This is a genomic window from Paraburkholderia sp. CHISQ3 (genome assembly GCF_030464945.1).
GTDB lineage: Bacteria > Pseudomonadota > Gammaproteobacteria > Burkholderiales > Burkholderiaceae > Paraburkholderia > Paraburkholderia megapolitana.
The window spans coordinates 446,987-469,248 of sequence record NZ_JALPRG010000001.1 but is presented as its reverse complement, the minus strand read 5'-3'; the positions used below and the strand labels follow the sequence as shown (position 1 = coordinate 469,248).

The window sequence follows — 22,262 nt, the reverse complement described above, 5'->3', positions numbered from 1 at the left end:
AACAATAGGAGCGAGCCGCCCCGATGGACCGTTTCCAGGAAATGCAGGCATTCGTGCGGATCGCCGACCGGCAAAGCTTCACCCAAGCCGCCGACGACCTGCAGATCCCGCGCGCCACCGTCACCAACCTGCTCAAGCGCATGGAGCAGCGGCTCGGCACGCGGCTGCTCGAACGCACGACGCGCACGGTGCGCCTCACACCCGATGGCGAGGCGTACTACCGCCGCTGCATCCGGCTGATCGCGGACCTCGAGGAAGCCGAAGGGTCGTTTCGCAATGTCGAGCCGAAAGGGTTGCTGCGTGTGAACCTGCAGGGCACGCTCGCGCGGCATTTCGTCGTGCCGGCGCTGCCGGCGTTTCTCGAGCGCTTTCCGCAGATCGAGTTGCAGGTCGGCGAGGACGACCGGCTCGTCGACCTCGTGCGCGAGGGTGTCGATTGCGTGTTGCGGGCGGGATATCTGCAGGATTCGTCGATGGTTGCGGTGCGTGTCGCGCAGATGGAGCAGGTGACGGTGGCGAGCCCCGCGTATCTCGCGCGCTTCGGCGTGCCGACGGAGCTGGCGGCGCTGACTGCGCACCGCGCGGTGAACTATGTATCGAGCGGCACGGGCAAGAACGTGCCGCTCGAATTCGTTGTCGACGGGCGCGTGATGGACGTCGCGATGGGCGGCGTGATCTCGGTGACGGGCGCGGACCTCTATACCGGCTCGGCGGTAGCGGGGCTGGGGCTCGTGCAGGTACCGCGCTACCGGATCGCGGACGAACTGCGCGACGGCCGGCTGGTTATCGTGCTGGCCGATTGTCCGCCGCCGCCGATGCCGGTCTCCGTGCTTTATCCGCACAACCGGCAGCTATCGTCGCGGGTGCGGGTGTTCGTGCAGTGGTTGCGGGATGTGTGCGGCGAGTAGAACCAATCTGTATCGGCGGTTCGCGTGCCTGACCGTACCGGTACCGTGCAGCAACGCTGCGATAAGCTGACGCCTCGCTGCGTTCAGGCGCGATCGGTGCGACAGAGTCCGACAAAAAGCCGGCGCGCGCAGCGCACGTTGAGACACATATCGAAGGGGCGGTTCCATGGCAGGCAATGCTTCGCAGCAGGTAGTACTGGACGGCGCGAATGTGCGCGCCGCGGACATCGTAGCGATCGCACGGCACGGTGCCCACGTCGTGCTGCACGACGATGCGCGTGCACAGCTCGAAGCAACGCGTCGCTACATCGACGACCACTGGCTTACCGACGATGCGCCGCTGATGTACGGTTTCAACACCGGTGTCGGCGCATTGAAGAACAGGCGCATCGGTGTCGCATCGATTGCGGAGTTTCAACGGAACCTGATCTTCGCGCACTCGGCTGGCACAGGCGAGCCGATGCCGAACGAGGTCGTGCGCGCGATGATGGCGCTGCGCGTCAATGCGTTCGCGCGCAATTATTCGGGTGTACGGATCGAGGTACTCGACCGCTTGATGGCGATGCTCGACCACGGCATCACACCGGTCGTGTCGGCGAAGGGCAGTGTCGGTGCGAGCGGCGATCTCGCACCGCTCGCGTTGATGAGCGGCGCGATGATGGGCTTGCCGCAGAGTCGCGTCGAGTTTCGTTCACAGATCATGTCCGCTGCGGATGCGTTCACGCTCGCGGGTTTACCGCCCACCTTCGATGTGCTTGCCAAAGATGCGTCCGCGCTGATCAACGGATCGACGGCTTCGCTGGCGTATGCGGTGCTCGCGGCATACGACGCGCGTGCGCTGCTCGACGACGCGACGGTTTCGCTGGCGCTATCGCTGGAGGCGCTGCGCGGCGAGCTGTCGTGCTTCGATGAGCGCGTGATGCTGGCGCGTCCGCACAGGGGCCAGCTCCGCGTTGCGCTGGCGCTGCGTCGCGTGGTGGACGGTAGCCTGCGTTGCACCGAATCGTCCCGCCAGGTGCGGCTGTGGGGCACGCCAGGGCTCGACCCCGCCGATGCCGGCACACCGCACGTACCGCCCCTCGCACCGCGCATCCAGGATGTGTACTCGCTGCGTTGCGCGCCGCAGGTGCATGGCCCGGTGCTCGATGCGCTCGATTACGTCGACGGCATTCTGCAGACGGAGATCAACAGCGCCACCGACAACCCGCTAATCTTCCCCGAAAGCGACGACACGTATCGCGTCATCTCGGGCGGGCACTTTCATGGGCAATACGTCGCACAAGCGATGGATCTGCTCGCGCTGACGGTGACCGATCTCGGCGCGATCTGCGACCGGCGCAGTGCGCGGCTCGTTGACCCCGCATGCAACTTCGGCATTCCGGCGGGGTTGATCGCGACGCAACCCGGTGTGAACTCCGGCTATTCCGTTGTGCAAAGCATGGGCACGGGGCTCGTGCTCGAGAACATGGGACTCTGTTCGCCTTCGAGCGCAACGAGTCTGCCGGCCAAAGGCAATACCGAAGATCACATCAGCAACTCGTGCTACGCAGCACGACGTACACGCACGATCGTCGAGAACACGCAGACGATCGTCACCGCCGAGATGCTGCTCGCGTGCCAGGCGCTCGATCTGATCGAGCGCGATCTCGCGGGTTATCCGGTTGGGCAGGGCACGCGGGCCGCGTGGGATGCCGTGCGCGCTCATGTACCCGCGGCGCTCGAAAGCGACCGCTGGGTGCATGGCGATATCGATACGCTGCGTGGCGCGGTGGTGCGTGGCGAGATATCGAGTGCGGTTGCGCGGGTGTGCGGTTCGCTGCTCGATTGATACGTTGCGCGCGCTATCTTGCGCGTTGCTCATCCATCACCCGAGCGACGACCTCACGCGGCCGCGGCACATACTGCTCGCCGTCGGGCACGAAGATGTACCCGTGGCCGCGAATCGTCTGGATCAGCTTCGGTGTGGAAGGGCGCACTTCGATCATCTGACGCAGTCGCCACACCAGAACGTCGAGTCCTCGCGCCATGCGATCGTCTTTCGGCCCGAACATCAACTCGGCTAACTGTTCCCGCTTGAACAGACGCATAGGCTGATTGACGAAAATCCTGAGCAATTCGAATTCGCGGTCGGACAGCATGATCGGCTGTTCGTCGTGATGGACCATACGCGAACGGATATCGAGCGTGAAGGGGCCAAACGCCACGCGCCACGATTCGTGCAAGGCACTAACGGGCCGTGCCGTACCCGCTCGCCGTAGCACGGCTCGCACGCGCGCAAGCACTTCGCGCAGATTGAGCGGCTTGCCGATGTAGTCGTCGGCGCCCATCTCGAGACCGATGATGCGGTCGACATCGTCGGCCGACTCGGCCAGCATGATCACCGGAATCTCGTTACCCGATGCTCTTAGATTGCCCAGTGCCGTTAACCCGTCGCCACCGGGTTGCATGTGATCGAGTATCACGAGATCGGGTGTGCTGTGCTCCAGACACCGCTCGAGCAGACCCGCATTCGGTAGCGTGCTGACCTCGATGTCATGGCGTTCCAGAAAATCGCCAAGCGATTTGCACAGTTCGACATCTCTATCGACGACAAGTATCCGGGTTGCCATGTTGAAAGCGCTCTCTCATACGGAGTGGGCTACGGTTCAAGGCTGTACTTCGCTTCCATCCGGTGTCGTCCAGTAACCAGGATGCCAGTAACCGTCATCGTCGATATAGGCGGGTGACCACAGCGCGTTGGGCGCTTTCGGTGCGGTCCGCTTTACGGTCGGCGCGACAGTCCGGACCGTTGGCTTTCGATGGTGACTGACAACGTGTTGAGCGTGCCGGGGTACCGGCGTCCGGCTCACTGGTTTGCTACGCACGGGTGTTGGCGAAGTGGCTATCGACGGTACGGATGCAGGCACCGATGCGGCTGCAGGCAGTGGCGGCATGTTCGTGACGTCGGGTGCCGCACCGGACATCGTTGCCGATGCAGGTGCAGGCGCGTGTGACGAAGCGGAGTGCGTGAGCATGCCCGGTAGAACCAGCAACGTGTACGTACCGGCCAGACACAGCACGATCACCGACGCTGCTGCGGCCCCGATCAACCAGACCAGGGCGCGCGGCAGACGATTCGTCACGTTCGATTCAGAGGGCATAGTGCGGTTTACCAGTGTCCGGGGTGGTAGTACCCGTACACGTCATAATGCGCTGGATGCCAGTAGGGCGCATATCCAGGCTGCGCGGGAACGACCACGCAGCCGCTCAAACTGGCGATCGCAGCCGCAGCGCTCAGCACGGCAAGCAGGGTTCTGACTTTCATTTCGATACTTCCAGGGGTAATGACGAACGGGCGAACGTCGTATGTGACGTTGCGTTAAACGGGCGGTAATAAAAAATCCGTCGCTCGCTTACCAGCGATGCCAGCCGGTTCGTCTCCAGCCTGGGTGCCAGCCCGGTCCCCAACCACCGCCCCAGCCCGGATGGGCGGCATACCATCCGCCACGATCCCAGTAGCGATATCCGTCCCAGTAGCGACCGCCGTACCAGCCAACCGCGATCACGGGACCGCCTACGACGACCGGCGCCGCGACGACGACAGGGGGCGGCGGAGGCGGCACAGCGACGACGGCGGGCGCGACCACGACCGGTACGACGGGGACGCCAACCGCGACGCCCACATGGACCCACGCAAAGGAACTGGTCGACGCAAACAGCGCAATTGCGCCGGCGCAGGAAAGCAACAACATGTGTCTGGATTTCACGATTTATTCTCCTAACGAACGTTGGATGCAGACGACGCTGATCAAGCTGTCCACATGATCTTCAACGCTCTGAAACCGGCGATCCGTCGTGAGAAAAAACTTTGTTACGAATGTGCGGGTTGGGTAAAAGAAGATCGCTGAGTGCACTCGCGTTTGTGCATGCGCCGCGAGGCACTCAGGCAATCTAGTCTGCAAAACAGCGATGTCCATAAGGACCCGGATGCGTACCGGGCGGACACACGAGTCCCGTCACAGGACTCACCGTGCATCCGCTCACCATCGCGAAAGCGCTACCTATCACGCTGACGAGCAACAACGTTCTTAGCATTCGCATTTCAGTTCCTCAAAGTTAGGGCAGCGGCGAAATCTGCAGCACTACGCTGCGATTCGGCGCGGTCGTATAGAGCGTTTGTCCGACGATGGCCAGTGCGTCGATCGTCGGTAACGGCTGCGGCAACTGCCCGAGGTTCAGACCGAATTGCCCCGCGATACCGGCAACCGTGGTAACGATCCCCGCCGGAGAAATCTCGCGAATCGTGCCGTTATTGACGTCGTTCGCGTAGACGTTGCCTGAGGAGTCGGTGGTGAGATTGCCGAGCCCGTCGAACGTCGCGGTACTGCCCGGTCCGTCCGTCGCGCCCGATGTCGCCGTCGATCCGGCGAGCGCCGTCACTACACCGGTCGCGCCGTTCAGCGCGACCTGGTAGAGCACGCCGCCGTTCGCATTGGTGTCGTCGTCGGAGATATACAGATGGTTGGTGCCGTCGACGGTCATGTCCTGAGGATCGATGAGACCAATCGGCGTGCCCGACGAGTTGACCAGTTGAATGACGTTGATCGCTCCCGTGGGCGTGATCTGCGTGAGCACGCTTGCGCCGGTGCTCGTGTTCGTCGTGAACACATAGGCATTGGACTGCTGGTCGACTGCAATGCCCGCACTACCGTCGGTCAGGAGCGCCTGGCCGGTTGCGGGGTCGATCACGGTCGTCACCTGACCCGACGCCGCGATCTTGCGTACGGCCAGGAAATCGGAGCCGGCCACATCGTCGGTGACGTAGACGTTGTCCGCGGAATCGACGGCCAGTTCCTCCGGGCCGCCGAACTGTGCTGCCGCGCCGACGCCATCCGCGGAACCGTTCGCGCCGGCCGTGCCTGCGAGCGTCGTGACTGCACCGTTGGCGATCTTGCTGATCGTGAAGTTACCGTTGTCGGCGACAAACAGGTTGCCGCTGTTGTCCGCGAAGAGACCCACGGGCGTGTCGAACAGGGCCGAGGCGAGCGCGCCGGTTGTCGAGCCCGGGTTGTCCGGTTGACCTGCGAAGACGCTGACCGACGGAGCGTTGGGGTTGGTGGGCGGTGGCGATGAGTCGTCGTCGCCTCCGCCGCCGCCACATGCAGCGAGACTGCACGTGGCAATCAGGATGGCAAGAATGGCGGACATCCGGACGTTCGTTTGCTGCAACTGCTGAGTGCGGATTTTCATAGCTCGATATGGCCGATTGTATGGTCGAGGTACCCGGATTTCTCGATACGCGGTTTATGCGGAATCGGATATCGATCTGCCGGGTTGGGGCTGTGCTTCGTTTATACGCAGCGCTATCCGGAATCCGTCGCTTTGCAGAGAAATCTTTTCTCGACTTACATTTGGTAACTGAAGGAAATGAATTCCCTCTTTGGGGTTCCTAAGCTCCGTCGTAAACTCAATGGCATTCGATTGGCATGGAATCGACAGCTTGAGTGTCGACGTATCGTTGGGTGTGATGCCTTTTCGGTGTTGCGTAATGATTTCGTAATAAAAATATCGGATACACGGTTTGAAGTCGGCATTTGGCGCACCGATAATTGCGCGTACCGATTTGCGTGTATTCGCGTCGCGGTCCACGAGACCTGCGCGGCCACGTATGCCAAACACTCTTCATCGCTGGCAGGGCAGTCCTGCCGGTCAATCGGTATTCAATCGAGAACGTCTGGAGAAGACATGAACCTTCGCATCGTTTGCAGTGCGATGGCAGTCGCGGCTGCGATTGCCGCACTGCCCGCCCATGCCGAACTTGGCGGCGCGCCCACGTGGCCGGCCGGCGCCACAACCTCGAGCGCAACCGCTTCGTCATCGGCTACGTCCGGCACCTCGGCCACGCTCGCGGCGCGTCGCATGAGCGCGAACGCGACGCCCTACACGGTCAATACGACCACGCTGACAGGTGGCACCGTCGTGCGCGAGTACCTCGCCTCGAATGGCAATGTGTTCGCGGTTGCCTGGCAAGGACCGCAGGTTCCCGAACTCGACACGCTGCTCGGTACGTACTTTCCAGGCTACGTGCAATCGCTCAATACCGCGCGGGCCGCGCACGGCACCGGCTTCGGTGCAGCGAGCGTGCAGAGCTCGGACCTCGTGGTCCAGAGCGGCGGACATATGGGCGCGTTCGCAGGGCGCGCGTGGTTGCCGCCGGCTCTGCCGGCAGGCGTGAGCGCTAACGACATCCAGTGATCAGGGGAAACATGATGCGCAAGATTATCTGGCTGGCCGCGGTAGCGGGATTGTGTGCAGGGCTCACGGCGTGCGGTGGCGGCGGCGGGAGTAATAACAGTTCGTCGTCGGGTAACTCGGGTACGAATACGGGCACGGGTACTTCAACCGGCACGTCGTCCAATGCGGCGAATACGGTGCAGGTCACCGTCTCGCCGGCGGGCGGCAATGTGCGAAATTATCCGATGGTGAGCGTGACGATCTGCGCGGCGAACAGCAATGCATCGTCGAACTGTTCGACGGTCAACAATGTGCTGGTCGACACGGGGTCGTACGGGCTACGTATCTTCGCTTCGCAGATTCCGAGCGCGACGCTCGCAGGTATGCCGAACGTTGCCACGACGCAGACGATGGCTGAATGCACGGGCTTCGGTTCGGGCGACACGTGGGGCACCGTGCGTGCCGCCGACATCAAATTGTCTGCAGAAGTCGCGGCGAACCTGCCGATCCAGGTCATTCAGGATTCGTCGCTGGCCGCGTCGATGCCGAGTGGTTGCACGACCGGCCCCAGCATCAGCACGCCTTCGGTGCTCGGGGCCAACGGCATTCTCGGCATCGGCGCCGCGCAGAGCGATCTTGGCGCCGGCACGTATTTTTCGTGTTCGGGGACCAGCTGCACCCGGACGAATCCGACAAACACACAGGTCATTGCGAACCCCGTCGTGCTGTTTCCGAACGACAACAACGGCGTGATCGTCGAATTCGCTCAGGTACCGGATTCCGGCGCAGCCACCGCAACCGGCACGCTCGTGTTCGGCATCGATACGCAGTCGAACAACGCGCTTGCCGGCACGGGGGCGACGATCCTGCCCACGGACGGCAACGGCAACATGGCTGTCTCCTTCAACGGCACGTCCTATCCGGCAGGTTCATCGGGCGGGTTCCTCGATTCGGGTTCGAACGGCATCTTCTTCAACGATGCTTCGCTATCGACGGACAGCAACACGTTCTTCACTCCGTCGAGCACGCTGGCCATGAGCGCGGTACTGACCGCGGCGAACTCGACATCGGCGACCGTGCAATTCAACGTTGCGAACGCGGACAGTTTGTTCAGCACGGGCAACTATGCGTTCAACAATCTCGCCGGGGCGGCGCCGAGCGGTCTCGATCTGGGTATGCCGTTCTTCTATGGCAAGAACGTCTACCAGGGGATCGCGGGGACGGCGTCGACGGGCGGTGGTACGGGCCCGTATGTCGCGTACACGTCTAACTAGACGCTAGTCGTGTATTGACCACTCGACGCTGCGCATCGGCAGGTTGCGATGCGCAGTGTCATCGTTATCGCCCGTAGCGCAACACAACACTCGTCGCCGCAAGGACATGGTCCTTCAACGCCGCCAGCAACGCGTCGCGCGTGAGTCCGGCCGGCAATGCGTCGGGAGCAAGATCGAGCGCATATGCCTGCACCACGTAGTGATGCGCAATCTCCCCGACCGGCGGGCATGGACCGTAGTAGCCCGAATGCCCCGTGCGATTCGTACCGCCGACGCTACCCTCCGGCGCGGGGTGTCCTTCATCGAGCGAATTCAGCGTTGCCGGAATGCCGTACTGCACCCAATGGACGACCCCGAGCCCCTTCGCTCCGTCGGGGTCGTAGATCGTGACCGCAAAACTGCGTGTGCCTGCCGGTACGTGCTGCCATTGCAGTGCGGGCGAAACATTCGCGCCGCCGCACTGGTTGGCGCTGGATGCATGACGCGAATCGAGCGTCGCGCCGTCGGCGAGACCCGGTGACGACAACGTGAACGCATCGGCTGCGGGCGCGGGTGCAGCCACCGCCTGCAGCGTCGCTATCGCGAACACACCAGCGAACATCGGCCGCACGAAAGCGCGAAGAGAAGATCGGCGGATCATGAGGCGGATTCCTTTAGCGTTGTCAGGCGGGTTGCACGAGGGACTTCAGTTGCTGAGCGCGATCAGAAATAGATCTGCGCCCACGGTTAACTCATCTCCGAAGCCCGCATGGTAGAACAGCTCGCGCATGGGTATGCTAGTGCCGTTTCCGGCGCACGCATCGTCGCCGCACACGTCGCCCTATCCGGCAAGGCATTCATCAGGCAGGAGCAGAAGCACACCATGACGCCATCGAATCGCGATGTTCATCACGCCGCCGCGCAGGGCTATACCACGACCGCCGACAACTACGTACGCGGTCGTCCCGACTATCCGCCGGCCGTCGCCGGCTGGCTGCGCGAGACGCTGGGCCTTGCAGCGGGCCGCACGGTCATCGATCTCGGCGCGGGCACCGGCAAGTTCACACCGCGTCTGCTGGAAACCGGCGCCACGGTGATCGCCGTCGAGCCGGTCGAGCAGATGCGCGACAAGCTGTCGGCGGCATTGCCGCAGGTCGAAGCGCTGGCCGGTACGGCCGCGGCGATTCCGCTCGACGATGCATCAGTGGACGCGGTGGTGTGCGCGCAGTCGTTCCACTGGTTCGCGACCCGCGAGGCGCTCGCCGAGATTCATCGCGTGTTGAAGCCGGGTGGGCGCTTAGGGCTCGTGTGGAATCTGCGCGATGCGCGGGTGGGCTGGGTGGCGCAGCTCGATCGCATCGTCAACCGCGCCGAAGGCGACACACCGCGCTATTACACGGGTGCGTGGCGCAGCGTGTTTCCGTTTGCGGGTTTCAGCACGCTGCAGGAAGCGCATTTTTCGATCGGTCACACCGGGTCGCCCGAAGATGTGATCGTGGCGCGAGTCCGTTCGACCAGCTTCATTGCGGCGCTTCCGGAAGCAGCACGCGCGCAGATCGATGCTGAAGTGCGCGCGTTGATTGCCGCAGAGCCGGAACTTGCCGGCAAGGACATCGTCACGCTGCCTTATGAAACGGCGGCGTTCTGCACGATCAAAGAAGGCGAGTGACTACGCGCCGTGCCACACGCCACACGCCGCACAATCGCCTTGGTTAGATACCGCGTCTAAAAGCGGTGAACATCAAACGCAGACCAAGCGCGGCGATCGCCGTCGCCGCGATCCGGTCCACCCACGCTTTCGAATTCAGATACAGCTCGCGTGGACGACGGCTCGAGAAGCCCAGCGCGACTATCGTGTACCAGCCCGCCTCGATACAGAACACTGCCGGCGGCAGCACGAAGTAACACCACATCGGCGGATGCTGCGGCAGCAGCGCGGCGAAGATGCTGCCGTAGTAGATCGACGTCTTCGGGTTGCTCAACTGCGTGCTCAGCCCGAGCCACAGCGACTTGCGCAGATTGCCGCGCGCACCCGCCTCCGTGCGGCCGAAGACAAACGGCGCCGACGCACCGCGCCAGATTTTCAGCGCGATATACACGAGATACAGACCGCCCGCGATTTTCAGCCCTGCATACAGCCAGGCGACCGCTTCCAGCAGCGTGTACAGGCCGACCAGCGCCACCCCCGCGAAACACACGCCGCCTAGCCCCATGCCGATCGCGCTTGCCAGCCCGTCGCGACGCGACACACCGATCGCGTTGCGGGCAACGACGATGAAACTCGGACCCGGGCTCATCGCGCCGAGCATCAGCGCGGCAAGGATAGCGGCAATGGCGGTTGAGGCGTTCACGTAAGGTCTCCTGAGAAGAAGGGGCGGTGGGAGGCATATCGTGCCTTGTTGCGTGATTCGCGGCAAGGCAGGCGCATCGATTGCGGTTCGCTTGTTGAGCTCTGTTCAGGGCCGCGCCGCCACCCCACCCGCAAGCAGGCACAGGCCCACCAGATCGCGGAACGTCGCGGCGCTGCGCGCATCGCTATCGGCACTCGCGCCCGCCACACTCTCTCCCGGCCCACCCACACCGACGATCAACGTCGCCGCAGGCGCGCGTTCCTGCACACGGCGCAGCAGGTTCTGCAGATAGAGCGGCGCTTCCGCCGCATCGAGCGTAAGCACGCAGACGATCGTCGCATCGCCGGTGGCATCCGGATCGGTGTGACGCTTGCGGAACTGTTCGTAGGTCGCGGCGGCCGGTGCGAGTCCGAAGCGCGTGAGCAACTGCACGGCGATCGCCACAGCGGCATCGTCGAAGGCGCCGCGGCCCGCGATGCAGAGCACGTTCGCGCCACGCGCCGGTGCGATCAGTGCAGCGAGGTCGTGCTCGCGCTCTCGTGCACCGTCGGCATTGTCGTCTGCCGCTGGTCCAGCCGATTCGACCGCGCCCGCGATTTCGAGCTTCAAGCGTTCGTCCGGCGCCCCACCGATGTCCTCGAGGCTCTCGACGATGTCGAGCAGCGATTCGTTCATCCGCACGAGCTGCTCGGGCGAAAACACGCCACGCAGCGTGTCGGTGCGCGCGAGCCGCAGACCTTCGCGCGCGACGTTGTCGTAGTAGTCGATCAGCGGCAGGTCGCGTAGCAGCCGCATGGCCTGATCGATGGCTTCTTGAGGATCGTCGGCGAGCAACCGCTGATAGAACATCTGCGCAGGGGTGAGCGCCGGCTGGTCGCCAAGCAGCACCGCGATGAACTTGAGACGGTCCGCGTAGCGCCCGAGCGTGACGAGACAGAGCGTGAGCGGTGTCGACAGCACGAGGCCGATCGGCCCCCACAGCCAGCTCCAGAAAATTGCCGCGACGACCACCGCGAGCGGCGACAGCCCCGAGCTATGGCCGTACAGGAGCGGCTCGACGATCTGACCCGCGACGATGTCGACCACGACGAACAGCACGAGAGTCAGAACGCCCATGGTCCATTGCGGCTGGATCGCGGCCGCGAGAACGGTGGCAAGGATCGCCGCGATCCACGTGCCGATATACGGCACGAAGCGCAGCAGCGCGGTCAGCACGCCGAACAGCAATGCACCCGGCACGCCGATGATCGCGAGGCCGGTCGAGATTACCGCGCCGGTGCCGAGATTGACGCCGAGCTGCGCGACGAAGTAGCGGCTCAAGCGTTTGGCCGCGTCGTTGAGCGCGGTCGTCGTGCGGTGCAGGTCGCTCGAACCGAACAGGCGGATCAACCGGTCGCGCAGATCCTCGCGCTGAAACAGGATGAAGATGGTCACCACGATCACGATGAACATCGTCTCGAGCGGCCCGACCACCGGCGAGAACACGCGGCGCGTCAGTTCGAGCGGCGAGGGCATCGGTTCGTGCACTTCGACCGGCATCGGCGCGGCGGCGGTCGGGCGTTGCGCGCGGCCACCGTGTTGCGGACGGGCCTTCGGCATCACGCCTTGCAGCGCAGTGGACGCGCGGCTCAGCAGTGCGTCGGCGCGACCGATGGTCTTCTCCTGCACGGTTTCGATCTTGGCTTCGATGGCGACCTGGTACTGCGGCAGATCGGTCGCGAGTTGCGCGAACTGCGCGGCGATCAGTGTGCTGACGGCGAGCAGCGTGACGAGCGCGATGACCACGGCGACGACGATCGACGGAACCTGGCCGATGCGCAGCCGCCGCAACACACCGACGAGCGGCGCGAGCAGAAAGCTCAGCAGCACCGCGAGCGTGATCGGCACCAGCACCGCGCGGCCGAAGTACAGCCCGCACACGACCACGACGCTGATGATCACCGTCGTCAGGGTCTGGATGCCTGGGGCGCCGGTGGGAAAAACGCGGTTAGGCGGTCTGGGTTGCGACATGGGAACGACCTGAGCAATGGCAATGATTGACGAACGGTATCAAAAAACGGAGTGGTGGCGCAGATTCGGTCATCCAGGCGCGCCGCGCCACCGTCACCTTTATCGCGCAGACCTGCACATCGGTGGTGCTACAGCGTGCCGTCCATAGCGGCCCGGGCGGTTGAGCAAACCTGCGCAATGCACATACGAAACGTTTGCGCCGTAGCCGATGCCTGCCGCCATGCCAGCACGCGCTCGGCCTGATACTTGCTGCAACGTGGAAAACAACCAGTTATCCACTCGGGGCCGCGCCATGTCGAATCCGCAAGAAATCGTCGAACTCACTCATCAGGTCAAGAAGCTGGCCACCGGAAAAATCTCCGACATCAACGACATCAACCGCGAGACCACCTTCCTCGCACTGAACGCGCTGATCGAAGCGGCTCGCGCCGGCGATGCAGGCAAGGGCTTCGCGGTCGTCGCCAATCAGGTCAAGCATGTCTCGGCGCGCATCTCCGACATCACCACGGTGCTGAACAAGGAACTCGCCGGTTCGCTGTCGAAGCTGACCGACCTCGGCGACAGCATGATCGAGCGGCTGCGTTCGCACGAAGGGCAACGCTGTGCCGATCTCGCGCTGAACATGATCGACATCGTCGATCGCAACCTGTACGAGCGCTCGTGCGACGTGCGCTGGTGGGCCACCGATTCGGCCGTGGTCGACTGTCTCGCAACAGGCGGCGGGCAGGAGCGCGAGCATGCGTCGCGCCGGCTGTCGGTGATACTCGACAGCTACACCGTGTACCTGGACCTGTGGATCGTCGATGCATCGGGCACGGTCGTCGCCAACGGCCGGCCGCAGACTTACTCGGTGGCAGGCCGCAATATTGCCGATGCGCGCTGGTTCAAGGAGGCGATGAAAACGCCGTCGGGTGCGGACTTCGTCGCCGGTGACATCGAAGCGTTGCCGCTGCTGAAAAACGCCCATGTCGCCACCTACGCCACCGCGATCCGCGAACACGGTGCCGTCGACGGACAACCGCTCGGCGCGCTGGTGATCTTCTTCGACTGGGCCACGCAGGCATCCGCGGTCGTCAAGGGTGTGCGGCTTACCGACGAGGAGTGGCAGCGCACGCGCTGCATGATCGTCGATTCCGCGTTTCGCATCATCGCGAGTTCGGATCAGGCGGATGGACTCAACGAACAGTTCCGCCTCGTCACCGAGGGCCATCGCACCGGCTTCTATCGCGCGGCCGATGGGCGCACCACGGTCTCTTTCGCGGCGACGCCCGGTTACGAGAGCTATCGCGGGCTCGGCTGGTACGGCGTCGTCGTACAGAGGCCGCCCGCCTGAGCGGCGTTTCATGCGCCATCTGGCGGCGCTCCGACGCTCGTCTGACAGATCCTTTCAGTAAATGCAGCGCGTGCTTCCGCACGCGTCATCCCCTATCCAGACAAACCCCGATAGCAGCGGCGAATTCGCGACTGCTATCGTACGCTGTTCTTGTGGAAGCGCTTCCACAGCCATTTTTTTGTCATCCGTAACCGGTTCCGTGCGGTGACTCCCGTTCAACGATTTCGCGCAGGAGAGCCTGTGATACACGACGCAACCATCGCCCCCACCGATCCGCACGCAGGCAGCGCGGCAACGTCTCAACCCGACGCATTCACCCCGCCCGCCGATTCGTCGCTGTGGCGCAAGGACTTCCTGCTCGGCGCGGCAACGGCTTCGTATCAGATCGAAGGCGCGATTCACGAAGACGGCCGCTTGCCGTCGATCTGGGACACGTTCTCGGCGACACCGGGCAAGGTGGTCGGTGGCCAGACCGGCGAGTTCGCCTGCGATCACTATCATCGGTGGGAGAGCGATCTCGACCTGCTGACACAACTGAACTTCGAGGCGTACCGTCTCTCGACCGCGTGGCCGCGCGTGATGGACGAAGCAGGGCGGCCGAATGCGAAGGGAATCGACTTCTACAAGCGACTGCTCGGCCGGCTGAAGGAGAAGGGACTCAAGACCTTCGTCACGCTGTACCACTGGGATCTGCCGCAGCATCTCGAGGATCGTGGCGGCTGGCTCAATCGCGACACCGCGTACCGTCTCGCCGATTACGCCGACCTGATGAGCCGCGAACTGGCGGGCCAGGTCGATTCATGGGCCACGCTCAACGAGCCGTGGTGCTCCGCGTATCTCGGCTATGCCGAAGGGCGTCATGCGCCGGGCCGCACGAATGGCCGTTATGCGACGCAGGCGATGCATCATCTGTTGCTGGGTCACGGGCTGTCGGTGCAGGCACTGCGTGCAAACGATCCGCGCTCGCAGAAGGGTCTCGTCGCGAACTTCGGGCGAGGCACCGCGAACTCGGAGCACCCCGCCGATCAGCGTGCCGCGCATCTGTTCGAAGTGCAGCACAACGCGTGGGTTCTCGATCCGCTGCTCAAGGGCAGCTACCCCGAAGACCTGTTCGAGCTGTGGCCCGGCACCGAGCCTCTCGTGCTGGAAGGCGATATGGAGACGATCTCCGTGCCGATGGATTTTCTCGGCGCAAACTATTACTTCCGCTCGAACGTCAAGAGCGATGGTGCACACGGTTTCACGGAAGTGCCGCTCGAAGGCGTGGAGCGCACGCAGCTCGGTTGGGAAGTGAATCCGGACGGCTTGCGCGATCTGCTCATCGGCTTCAATCGTACGTATGCCAATCTGCCGCCGGTCTATATTACGGAGAACGGCATGGCGTCGGACGATGCGGTGGTCGGCGGGCGCGTCGACGACTCGCAGCGCATCGCGTTCCTGAAGCGCCACATGGCCGCGGTGGACGAAGCGATCAAGGCGGGCGTCGATATTCGCGGTTACTTCGTGTGGTCGCTGCTGGACAATTTCGAGTGGGCGTACGGTTACGCGCCGCGCTTCGGTGTCGTCCATGTCGACTACGATACGCAGCAACGCACAATCAAACATAGCGGCGAGCTGATCGCGAAGTTTCTTGCCGAGCGCCGTGCGCGCGGCTGAGTCTGTTGGAGCTGGTTGGCATCTCGACTGAACATTCGGGCACGAAGCCTGGAGGAGACGGAATGAACAGCAGAAGAAAATTCGCGGGCGCGGTGACGGCTGTCGTCGCTGCTCTGATGATGCACAGCGTCGTCGCACAGGCCGATGCACCGCTGAAGGCCAACGTGATTCACTGGTGGACCTCGGGTGGAGAGTCGGCGGCGATCCGTCAGTTCGCCGATGCCTACAACAAGGCCGGTGGCCAGTGGGTCGACAACGCGGTGGCCGGCGCCGATCAGGCACGTGCGACGGCGATCAACCGCATCGTCGGTGGCGATGCGCCGACCGCCGCCCAGTTCAACACATCGAAGCAGTTTCACGACCTGATCGACCAGGGTCTGCTGAACAACCTCGATTCGGTTGCAGCAAAGGAAAACTGGAACGCGATTTTCCCGCAATCGATACTCGACAGCATCAAGGCGAACGGCCATTTCTACGCGGCGCCGGTCGACATCCACATGCAGAGCTGGTTCTTCTACTCGAAGGCAGCGGTCCAGAAGGCCGGCATCGCGCGCGAACCGCAAACCTACGACGAGTTTCTCGCCGATCTCGACAAGCTAAAGGCGGCCGGTCTGATTCCGCTCGCGCTCGGCGGTCAGGCATGGCAGGAAAAAATCACGTTCGATGCGGTGTTTGCCGATGTCGGCGGTACCGATCTGTATCTGAAGGTCTATCGCGACCGCGATGTGAACGCGGTGAAGTCGGCGGCGTTCAAGAACGTGCTGACCGCCTTCAAGCGACTGCACGCGTACGTCGATCCGGGCTCACCTGGGCGCAACTGGAACGACGCAACCGCGCTCGTCATCTCGGGCAAGGCCGGCGTGCAGATCATGGGCGACTGGGCGAAGGGCGAGTTCTCGGCGGCGCACCAGGTGGCGGGCAAGGACTTCGGCTGCTTCCCGGGCTTCGGTCCGCATTCGCCGTACATGGTGGCGGGCGACGTGTTCGTGTTCCCGAAGTCCGACAACCCGAACACGATCAAGGCGCAGCAACTGCTCGCCACGGTGATGACGTCGCCGACCGCACAGGTCGCCTTTAGCGCGAAGAAAGGCTCGATCCCGATCCGCCCGGACGTCGACGCAAGCAGCCTCGATATCTGCGCGAAGGAAGGCATCGCGATCATGAAGGACAAGTCGCGTCAGTTGCCGAACCCGGAAATGCTGATTCCACCCGACCTGCAAGGCGCGTTGACGGACGTGATCACGAACTTCTGGAACAAGGACGAATCCGTCGACGACGCGCAGAAGGCATTCGCCAGCGCACTGAAGAGCGGAGGTTGAGCGCGCCATGAGCAGCGTGACGATCCAGCGGGGCCCAAAGCCGCTCGGCCGGCGCCTGCCGTGGGCCGCGTGGGTCGCACTGCTGCCGATGGCGTTGACCGTGCTGTTCGCGTATCTCGGCACGATGCTGTGGACGGCGCGCGTCTCGCTCAGTTTCTCGCGCACGTTTCCGTCGGGCGGTTTCGCGGGCGTGACGCAGTATGTGCGACTGTTCGAGAACGATCGATGGATCGTCTCGCTGCAGAACATCGTCGTGTATGGCGCGTGCTTTATCGTCGCGTGCATGGTGATCGGGTTGTTGCTCGCGATCTTCATCGACCAGCGTGTCGTCGCCGAAGGCGCGCTGCGTACTGTGTTCCTGTATCCGTACGCGATGTCGTTCGTCGCGACCGGGCTCGTCTGGCAATGGATCCTCAATCCCGAACTGGGCGTGCAGCAGGTGCTGCACCGGCTCGGCTTTGTGCACGCGAGCTTCGACTGGATCGTCGATCAGGACTTCGTGATCTATACGCTCGTCATCGCGACCGTATGGCAAGCGTCCGGTCTCGTGATGGCGCTGCTGCTCGCAGGGCTGCGCGGCATTGACGACGAGTTGTGGAAGGCCGCGCGCATCGACGGTATTCCGCGCTGGCGCGTCTATGCGAGCATCGTCATACCGATGCTCGGACCGTCGATGTCCACCGCCTTCGTGCTGCTGTTCGTGATGGTCGTCAAGCTGTACGACGCGGTCGTCGCGATGACGCAAGGCGGTCCCGGAACCGCGAGCGAAGTCCCCGCGAAATTCATCATGGACTATCTGTTCGGCCGCGCGAACATCGGGCTCGCGTCGGCGGCATCGATCGTGTTGCTCGCTACCGTGCTCGCGATACTCGCGCCGATCTTCTATGCGCGCAGCCGTGTCGCGCTGCGCAGGGACGTCTGATGAGCACCACGCTTTCCACTCGCAGCGTGCCGCGTACCGCGGCGCGGCGCCGTTCGCGTTTCACGCCGGCACGCGTCGGCGTGTACGCGTTTCTGCTTACCGCAGCGCTGTTCTTCCTGTTGCCGCTGTACGTGATGCTCGTGACGTCGGTAAAGCCGATGGAAGAAATCCGGCTCGGCAATCTGCTCGCGCTGCCGGCGCATTTCACGCTGCAGCCGTGGAGCGTCGCGTGGCAATCGGCCTGCACGGGGCTCGACTGCAACGGGATTCGCGTCGGCTTCTGGAACTCGGTGCGCATCGTCGTGCCGAGCACCATCGTGTCAATCTTCATCGGCGCGGTGAACGGTTATGCGCTGTCCTTCTGGCGACTGCGCGGCGCCGGTGTGCTGTTCGCGGTGCTGATGATGGGCGCGTTCATTCCCGTGCAGGTGATGATCTATCCGCTCGTGCGGGTTCTGGCGAGTGTGCATCTGTTCAGCTCGCTGCCGGGCATCATCGTGATCCATACGATCTTCGGCATGCCGGTGATGACGCTGCTGTTCCGCAACTACTACGCAGCGATTCCGCTTGAGCTGTTCAAGGCCGCGCGCATCGACGGTGGCGGTTTCTGGCGCATCTTCATCCAGCTCATGCTGCCGATGTCGACGCCGATCATCGTCGTCGCGCTGATCATGCAGGTGACGGGTATCTGGAACGACTTCATCCTCGGCCTCGTGTTTGCCGGTACGAAGAACCTGCCGATGACCGTGCAACTGAACAACATCATCAACACGACGACCGGCGAGCGCCTCTACAACGTCAACATGGCTGCGACGATACTGACGTCGATGGTGCCGCTCGCGATCTACTTTATTTCAGGCCGCTGGTTTGTCCGCGGCATTGCTTCAGGCGCAGTCAAGGGATAGGGCATGGCCAACGTAGCGAATGTGTCGATCCGCAACCTGAAAATCCAGCTCGGCGCGAACGCCGTGATCGATGCGCTCGATCTCGACGTGCGGGCCGGTGAGTTCGTCGTGCTGCTCGGGCCGTCGGGCTGCGGGAAGTCGACGTTGCTGCACAGTATTGCCGGGTTGATCGATGTGGCGGGCGGCAGCATCGAGATCGGCGGCGAGGATATGACGTGGGCCGATCCGAAGGACCGGCGCATCGCGCTCGTGTTCCAGTCGTACGCGCTTTATCCGACGATGAGCGTCGAGCGCAATCTCTCGTTTGCGTTGCGGATCAACGGTACGCCGAAGGCGGAGATCGCGCGACGCGTTAATCGTGCGTCCGAGATGCTGCAACTGGGACCGCTGCTGCGTCGCAAGCCTGCTCAGTTGTCGGGCGGCCAGCGGCAGCGCGTGGCGATTGGCCGCGCGATCGTGCGCGAAGCCGATGTGTTCCTGTTCGACGAACCGCTGTCGAATCTCGATGCGAAACTGCGTACCGAGTTGCGGCGCGAGCTGAAGCAGCTGCACCAACGGCTCGGTGCGACGATGATTTACGTCACGCACGACCAGGTGGAAGCGATGACGCTCGCCACGCGGATGGCCGTGATGCGCGGCGGCGTGATCCAGCAGATCGGCACGCCCGCTGAAGTCTATGCGCGGCCCGATAACCTGTTTGTCGCGACCTTTCTGGGCTCGCCGGCGATGAACCTGCTGAACGGCCGGTTGCAGCGGAATGGCGACAGCGTGTGCTTTCGTACGGCGCAGCTCGATCTCGACGTATCTGCGTATCGCTTCGAGCGTCCGCCTGCGGAAGATCTGCCTTGCGTGCTCGGTGTGCGTGCGGAAGACGTGCGGATCAACGCTGCGAACGGGCACGACACCAACGACACACAACGCGGCGCCGTGACCCTGGTCGAACCGATGGGCAACCATCGGGTTATCTGGCTCGACTATCATGGCGTACAGATCGCGTCGATCGATCAGGACAAGACACCCGTCGCTTCCGGCGACGCGTTCGGATTCTCGTTCGACGGCGCGCATATTTCGCTGTTCGACGAAGCCAGTGGCGCGCGCCTGTAGCGTAATCACTGCGCATCGATAGACGGCGCTTTCCGTTGCGTTCAGATCCGATGGAGTGTGCGTGGCAACCTTGAAAGACGTGGCAGAGCGCGCGGGCGTCGGCCTCTCGACCGCATCGCGCGCGCTTTCCGGCAAAGGACCGGTATCGGCCGATGCCGTTGCGCGCGTGCAGGCCGCAATCGCGGAGCTGAACTTCCGGCCTTCGTCGATCGGTCGCGCGATGGCGACGCGCTCGCTCGGCGTGATCGGCATCTTCGTGCCGACTTTTTTCGGGCCGTACTACGGCACGATCTTAAAGCAGACCGATACCGAACTACGCAACGTGCATCGTCACGTGGTGGTCGCGACCGGGTGCGGCGAGGTGTCGGCCCGCGAGCAGGCAATCGAGGCGGTGCGTTTTCTGATTGCGCGCGACTGCGACGGCGTCGTCGTCATCAGCCACGATCTGCATGACGAAGATCTGATCATGCTGCACGCGTTGCATCCGCGGATGGCGTTCCTCAACCGTGGCTTCGCACAGTTGCCCGATGCGTCGTTTTGCCCGGACCACCGGCGCGGCGGCGAACTGGCGGCGCGCACGCTGCTCGATTACGGGCATCGCGAGATTGCGGTGATCGCGGGGCCGTCGAGCGCATCGGACAACCTGATCCGGCTCGACGGCTTTTTTGCGGAACTGGCGCGCGCGGGTATCGGGCGCGAGGATGTCGTACTGATCGAATCGGACTTCTCGGCTGAAGGCGGTTATGCGGCCGCACAGACGCTGCTCGACACCGGGCGGTCGTTTACCGGGTTGTTCTGCGCGAACGACTCGATGGCGGTGAGCGCGCTGGCCCGTCTGCAGCAGGCGGGGCTGTCGATACCCGGTGACGTTTCGGTGATCGGTTACGACGATGATTATTCGGCGCCGTACTCGTCGCCGGCGCTGACTTCGGTGCACATGCCCACGGCGGAGCTCACGCAGAACGCGGTGCGCTGGCTGCTGAATCAATGCTACGGAACCACCAACGAGATCCTGCGCGAATTTCCGATTACGGTGACGATGCGCGCCTCGGTTGGGGCGGTGTCGGCACAGTCGAAGAAGGGGCGCGGGAAGAAACGGTGACGTGCTGCCGGCTGTGTCAACGACGATCCCGACGCTGATACAGCATTTCAAAATATGCAAAGCATAAATATTAAAGCGATATAAACATATCGGAATTGGATAATTCTCAACGGCGCGATGGCTCGCTACTCTGTGCGATGACATTGCCCCGCGAGGATTTATGGCCGCTTCCGCTCCAGCTTTTACGCCCGCTTCCGACCACGACTTTCTGTTGACCCGCCGACGCGCGCTACGCCTGCTCGGCGCGGCACCAGCAGCGGTTGCTCTCGGTGCATTCTCCAGCGCCGACGCACGCGCGGCAACCACCGATCTTTCCTCCGTCACGCTCATACTCGGCGATCAGGCCGGCGGCACACGTGCGCTCGCCGAAGCGGCAAAAGTACTGGACGGCACGCCTTACGCATTTCGCTGGGCCAACTTCCAGGGCGCGGCGCCGTTGTTCGAAGCGCAGCGCTCGGGTGCTGTCGATCTCGCGCCGGCCGGTGATCTGCCGGTGCTTGCAGCGGCAGTCGGCGATCCGACGCTGAAGATCGTCGCGGCACGCGTCGGTTCGGGCTCGCAGCTCGGCATCCTCGTGCCGGAAAATTCGAAGCTGCGCAGCGTTGCCGATCTGAAGGGGCGCACGGTGTTCGTGTCGTCGGCACGCGGCAGCATTTCGCAGTATCAGTTGTACGGCGCGCTTGCCGAAGCGGGGCTGTCGCGCAACGACGTGTCTGTGCGCTTCGTGCTGCCCGTCGATGCCTTCGCCGCGTTTGCATCTGGTGCGATCGACGTGTGGGCTACCTTCGATCCGTACTACGGCATCGCCGTGCAGCGCGGCGCGCGCATCCTGCGCGACGGCATCGGCATCAATAGCGGGCTTGGCTTTATCACGGCGTCCGGTAGCGCGGCCGCGGACCCGCACAAACGCGCCGCCATCACGGATGTTCTGCTGCGTTTTCAGCGTGCCGGCGACTGGGCGCTTGCGAACCCCGATGCGTATGCGCAGATCTACGCGTCGCTCACCCGCGCACCGCTGGCGGCCGCGAAGCAGATCACTGCGCGCGCATCGCTGAAGCAGCACTTCGTCAAAGACGCCGACATCGCGTCGCTGCAAAAGGTCGCCGACAGCGCATATCGCGACGCAATCCTGCCGCGCCGCATCGACGTGCGATCGATCTCCGATACTCAACTCGCCGCGGCGTAA

21 protein-coding genes are annotated in these 22,262 nt (G+C 63.4%); 13 read left to right on the top strand and 8 right to left on the bottom strand.

The window, feature by feature from the left end; genetic code table 11:
• Positions 1–23: 23 nt before the first annotated feature.
• Complete coding sequence (locus M0D65_RS02045; protein WP_266250774.1) at positions 24–908, top strand: LysR family transcriptional regulator; 885 nt, start codon at positions 24–26, stop codon at positions 906–908.
• A 166-nt stretch (positions 909–1,074) separates the two neighbouring features.
• Positions 1,075–2,736 carry a histidine ammonia-lyase gene (hutH, locus tag M0D65_RS02040; RefSeq protein WP_266250773.1) on the top strand — a complete coding sequence of 554 codons (1,662 nt, stop codon included), beginning with the start codon at positions 1,075–1,077 and terminating at the stop codon, positions 2,734–2,736.
• 13 nt (positions 2,737–2,749) lie between these two features.
• On the opposite strand, the gene M0D65_RS02035 is transcribed toward hutH, so the two are convergent.
• From M0D65_RS02035 to M0D65_RS02015, 5 genes are all read right to left on the bottom strand, one after another.
• Positions 2,750–3,517, bottom strand: a complete 768-nt coding sequence (locus tag M0D65_RS02035; protein WP_266250772.1) for a response regulator — start codon at positions 3,515–3,517, stop codon at positions 2,750–2,752.
• Between the two features lie 36 nt (positions 3,518–3,553).
• Positions 3,554–4,048, bottom strand: coding sequence for a hypothetical protein (locus tag M0D65_RS02030; protein ID WP_266250771.1), 495 nt, complete (start codon positions 4,046–4,048; stop codon positions 3,554–3,556).
• An 8-nt stretch (positions 4,049–4,056) separates the two neighbouring features.
• Positions 4,057–4,212 carry a hypothetical protein gene (locus M0D65_RS02025; RefSeq protein ID WP_170275783.1) on the bottom strand — a complete coding sequence of 52 codons (156 nt, stop codon included), beginning with the start codon at positions 4,210–4,212 and terminating at the stop codon, positions 4,057–4,059.
• Between the two features lie 88 nt (positions 4,213–4,300).
• On the bottom strand, positions 4,301–4,639 hold the full coding sequence (locus M0D65_RS02020) for a hypothetical protein (RefSeq protein WP_266251183.1): 339 nt from the start codon (positions 4,637–4,639) through the stop codon (positions 4,301–4,303).
• A 364-nt stretch (positions 4,640–5,003) separates the two neighbouring features.
• Positions 5,004–6,137 (bottom strand): hypothetical protein, encoded by a 1,134-nt coding sequence (locus M0D65_RS02015; RefSeq protein WP_266250770.1) that lies wholly within the window; start codon positions 6,135–6,137, stop codon positions 5,004–5,006.
• A 495-nt stretch (positions 6,138–6,632) separates the two neighbouring features.
• On the opposite strand from M0D65_RS02015, the gene M0D65_RS02010 reads away from it, so the two are divergent.
• Together M0D65_RS02010 and M0D65_RS02005 are read left to right on the top strand one after the other, a co-directional pair.
• A complete protein-coding gene (locus tag M0D65_RS02010; protein ID WP_266250769.1) occupies positions 6,633–7,142 on the top strand; it encodes a DUF2844 domain-containing protein in 510 nt (169 codons plus the stop codon).
• An 11-nt stretch (positions 7,143–7,153) separates the two neighbouring features.
• A complete protein-coding gene (locus M0D65_RS02005; RefSeq protein WP_266250768.1) occupies positions 7,154–8,395 on the top strand; it encodes a DUF3443 family protein in 1,242 nt (413 codons plus the stop codon).
• A gap of 64 nt (positions 8,396–8,459) precedes the next feature.
• Here M0D65_RS02005 and M0D65_RS02000 read toward each other — a convergent pair whose 3' ends face one another.
• Positions 8,460–8,996 (bottom strand): YbhB/YbcL family Raf kinase inhibitor-like protein, encoded by a 537-nt coding sequence (locus M0D65_RS02000; protein ID WP_266251181.1) that lies wholly within the window; start codon positions 8,994–8,996, stop codon positions 8,460–8,462.
• Between the two features lie 261 nt (positions 8,997–9,257).
• Between M0D65_RS02000 and M0D65_RS01995 the strand changes: the two genes are divergently transcribed.
• A complete protein-coding gene (locus M0D65_RS01995) occupies positions 9,258–10,043 on the top strand; it encodes a class I SAM-dependent methyltransferase (protein ID WP_266251179.1) in 786 nt (261 codons plus the stop codon).
• 43 nt (positions 10,044–10,086) lie between these two features.
• Here the strand turns inward: M0D65_RS01995 and M0D65_RS01990 are convergent, their stop codons facing one another.
• Both M0D65_RS01990 and M0D65_RS01985 read right to left on the bottom strand, forming a co-directional pair.
• Positions 10,087–10,725: a LysE family translocator gene (locus M0D65_RS01990; RefSeq protein WP_266250767.1), complete on the bottom strand. Its 639-nt coding sequence runs from the start codon at positions 10,723–10,725 to the stop codon at positions 10,087–10,089.
• 105 nt (positions 10,726–10,830) lie between these two features.
• Complete coding sequence (locus M0D65_RS01985; RefSeq protein ID WP_266250766.1) at positions 10,831–12,735, bottom strand: AI-2E family transporter; 1,905 nt, start codon at positions 12,733–12,735, stop codon at positions 10,831–10,833.
• A gap of 292 nt (positions 12,736–13,027) precedes the next feature.
• Between M0D65_RS01985 and M0D65_RS01980 the strand changes: the two genes are divergently transcribed.
• The 8 genes from M0D65_RS01980 (at position 13,028) to M0D65_RS01945 (ending at position 22,262) form a co-directional block, all read left to right on the top strand.
• A complete protein-coding gene (locus M0D65_RS01980) occupies positions 13,028–14,068 on the top strand; it encodes a methyl-accepting chemotaxis protein (protein WP_170275784.1) in 1,041 nt (346 codons plus the stop codon).
• A 258-nt stretch (positions 14,069–14,326) separates the two neighbouring features.
• Entirely contained in the window at positions 14,327–15,724 is a 1,398-nt protein-coding gene (locus M0D65_RS01975; RefSeq protein ID WP_266251177.1) for a GH1 family beta-glucosidase, read from the top strand.
• Between the two features lie 62 nt (positions 15,725–15,786).
• The gene (locus tag M0D65_RS01970; protein WP_266250765.1) at positions 15,787–17,043 is read left to right on the top strand and encodes an ABC transporter substrate-binding protein; all 1,257 of its coding nucleotides are present in this window, start codon (positions 15,787–15,789) and stop codon (positions 17,041–17,043) included.
• Positions 17,044–17,050: 7 nt separating this feature from the next.
• The gene (locus M0D65_RS01965; RefSeq protein ID WP_091010217.1) at positions 17,051–17,965 is read left to right on the top strand and encodes a carbohydrate ABC transporter permease; all 915 of its coding nucleotides are present in this window, start codon (positions 17,051–17,053) and stop codon (positions 17,963–17,965) included.
• On the top strand, positions 17,965–18,870 hold the full coding sequence (locus M0D65_RS01960; protein WP_266250764.1) for a carbohydrate ABC transporter permease: 906 nt from the start codon (positions 17,965–17,967) through the stop codon (positions 18,868–18,870). Before M0D65_RS01965 ends, M0D65_RS01960 begins: the two co-directional genes overlap by 1 nt.
• 3 nt (positions 18,871–18,873) lie before the next feature.
• Positions 18,874–19,974, top strand: a complete 1,101-nt coding sequence (locus M0D65_RS01955; protein WP_266250763.1) for an ABC transporter ATP-binding protein — start codon at positions 18,874–18,876, stop codon at positions 19,972–19,974.
• 61 nt (positions 19,975–20,035) lie between these two features.
• Complete coding sequence (locus tag M0D65_RS01950; protein WP_266250762.1) at positions 20,036–21,076, top strand: substrate-binding domain-containing protein; 1,041 nt, start codon at positions 20,036–20,038, stop codon at positions 21,074–21,076.
• Between the two features lie 160 nt (positions 21,077–21,236).
• Positions 21,237–22,262, top strand: coding sequence for an ABC transporter substrate-binding protein (locus tag M0D65_RS01945; protein WP_266250760.1), 1,026 nt, complete (start codon positions 21,237–21,239; stop codon positions 22,260–22,262).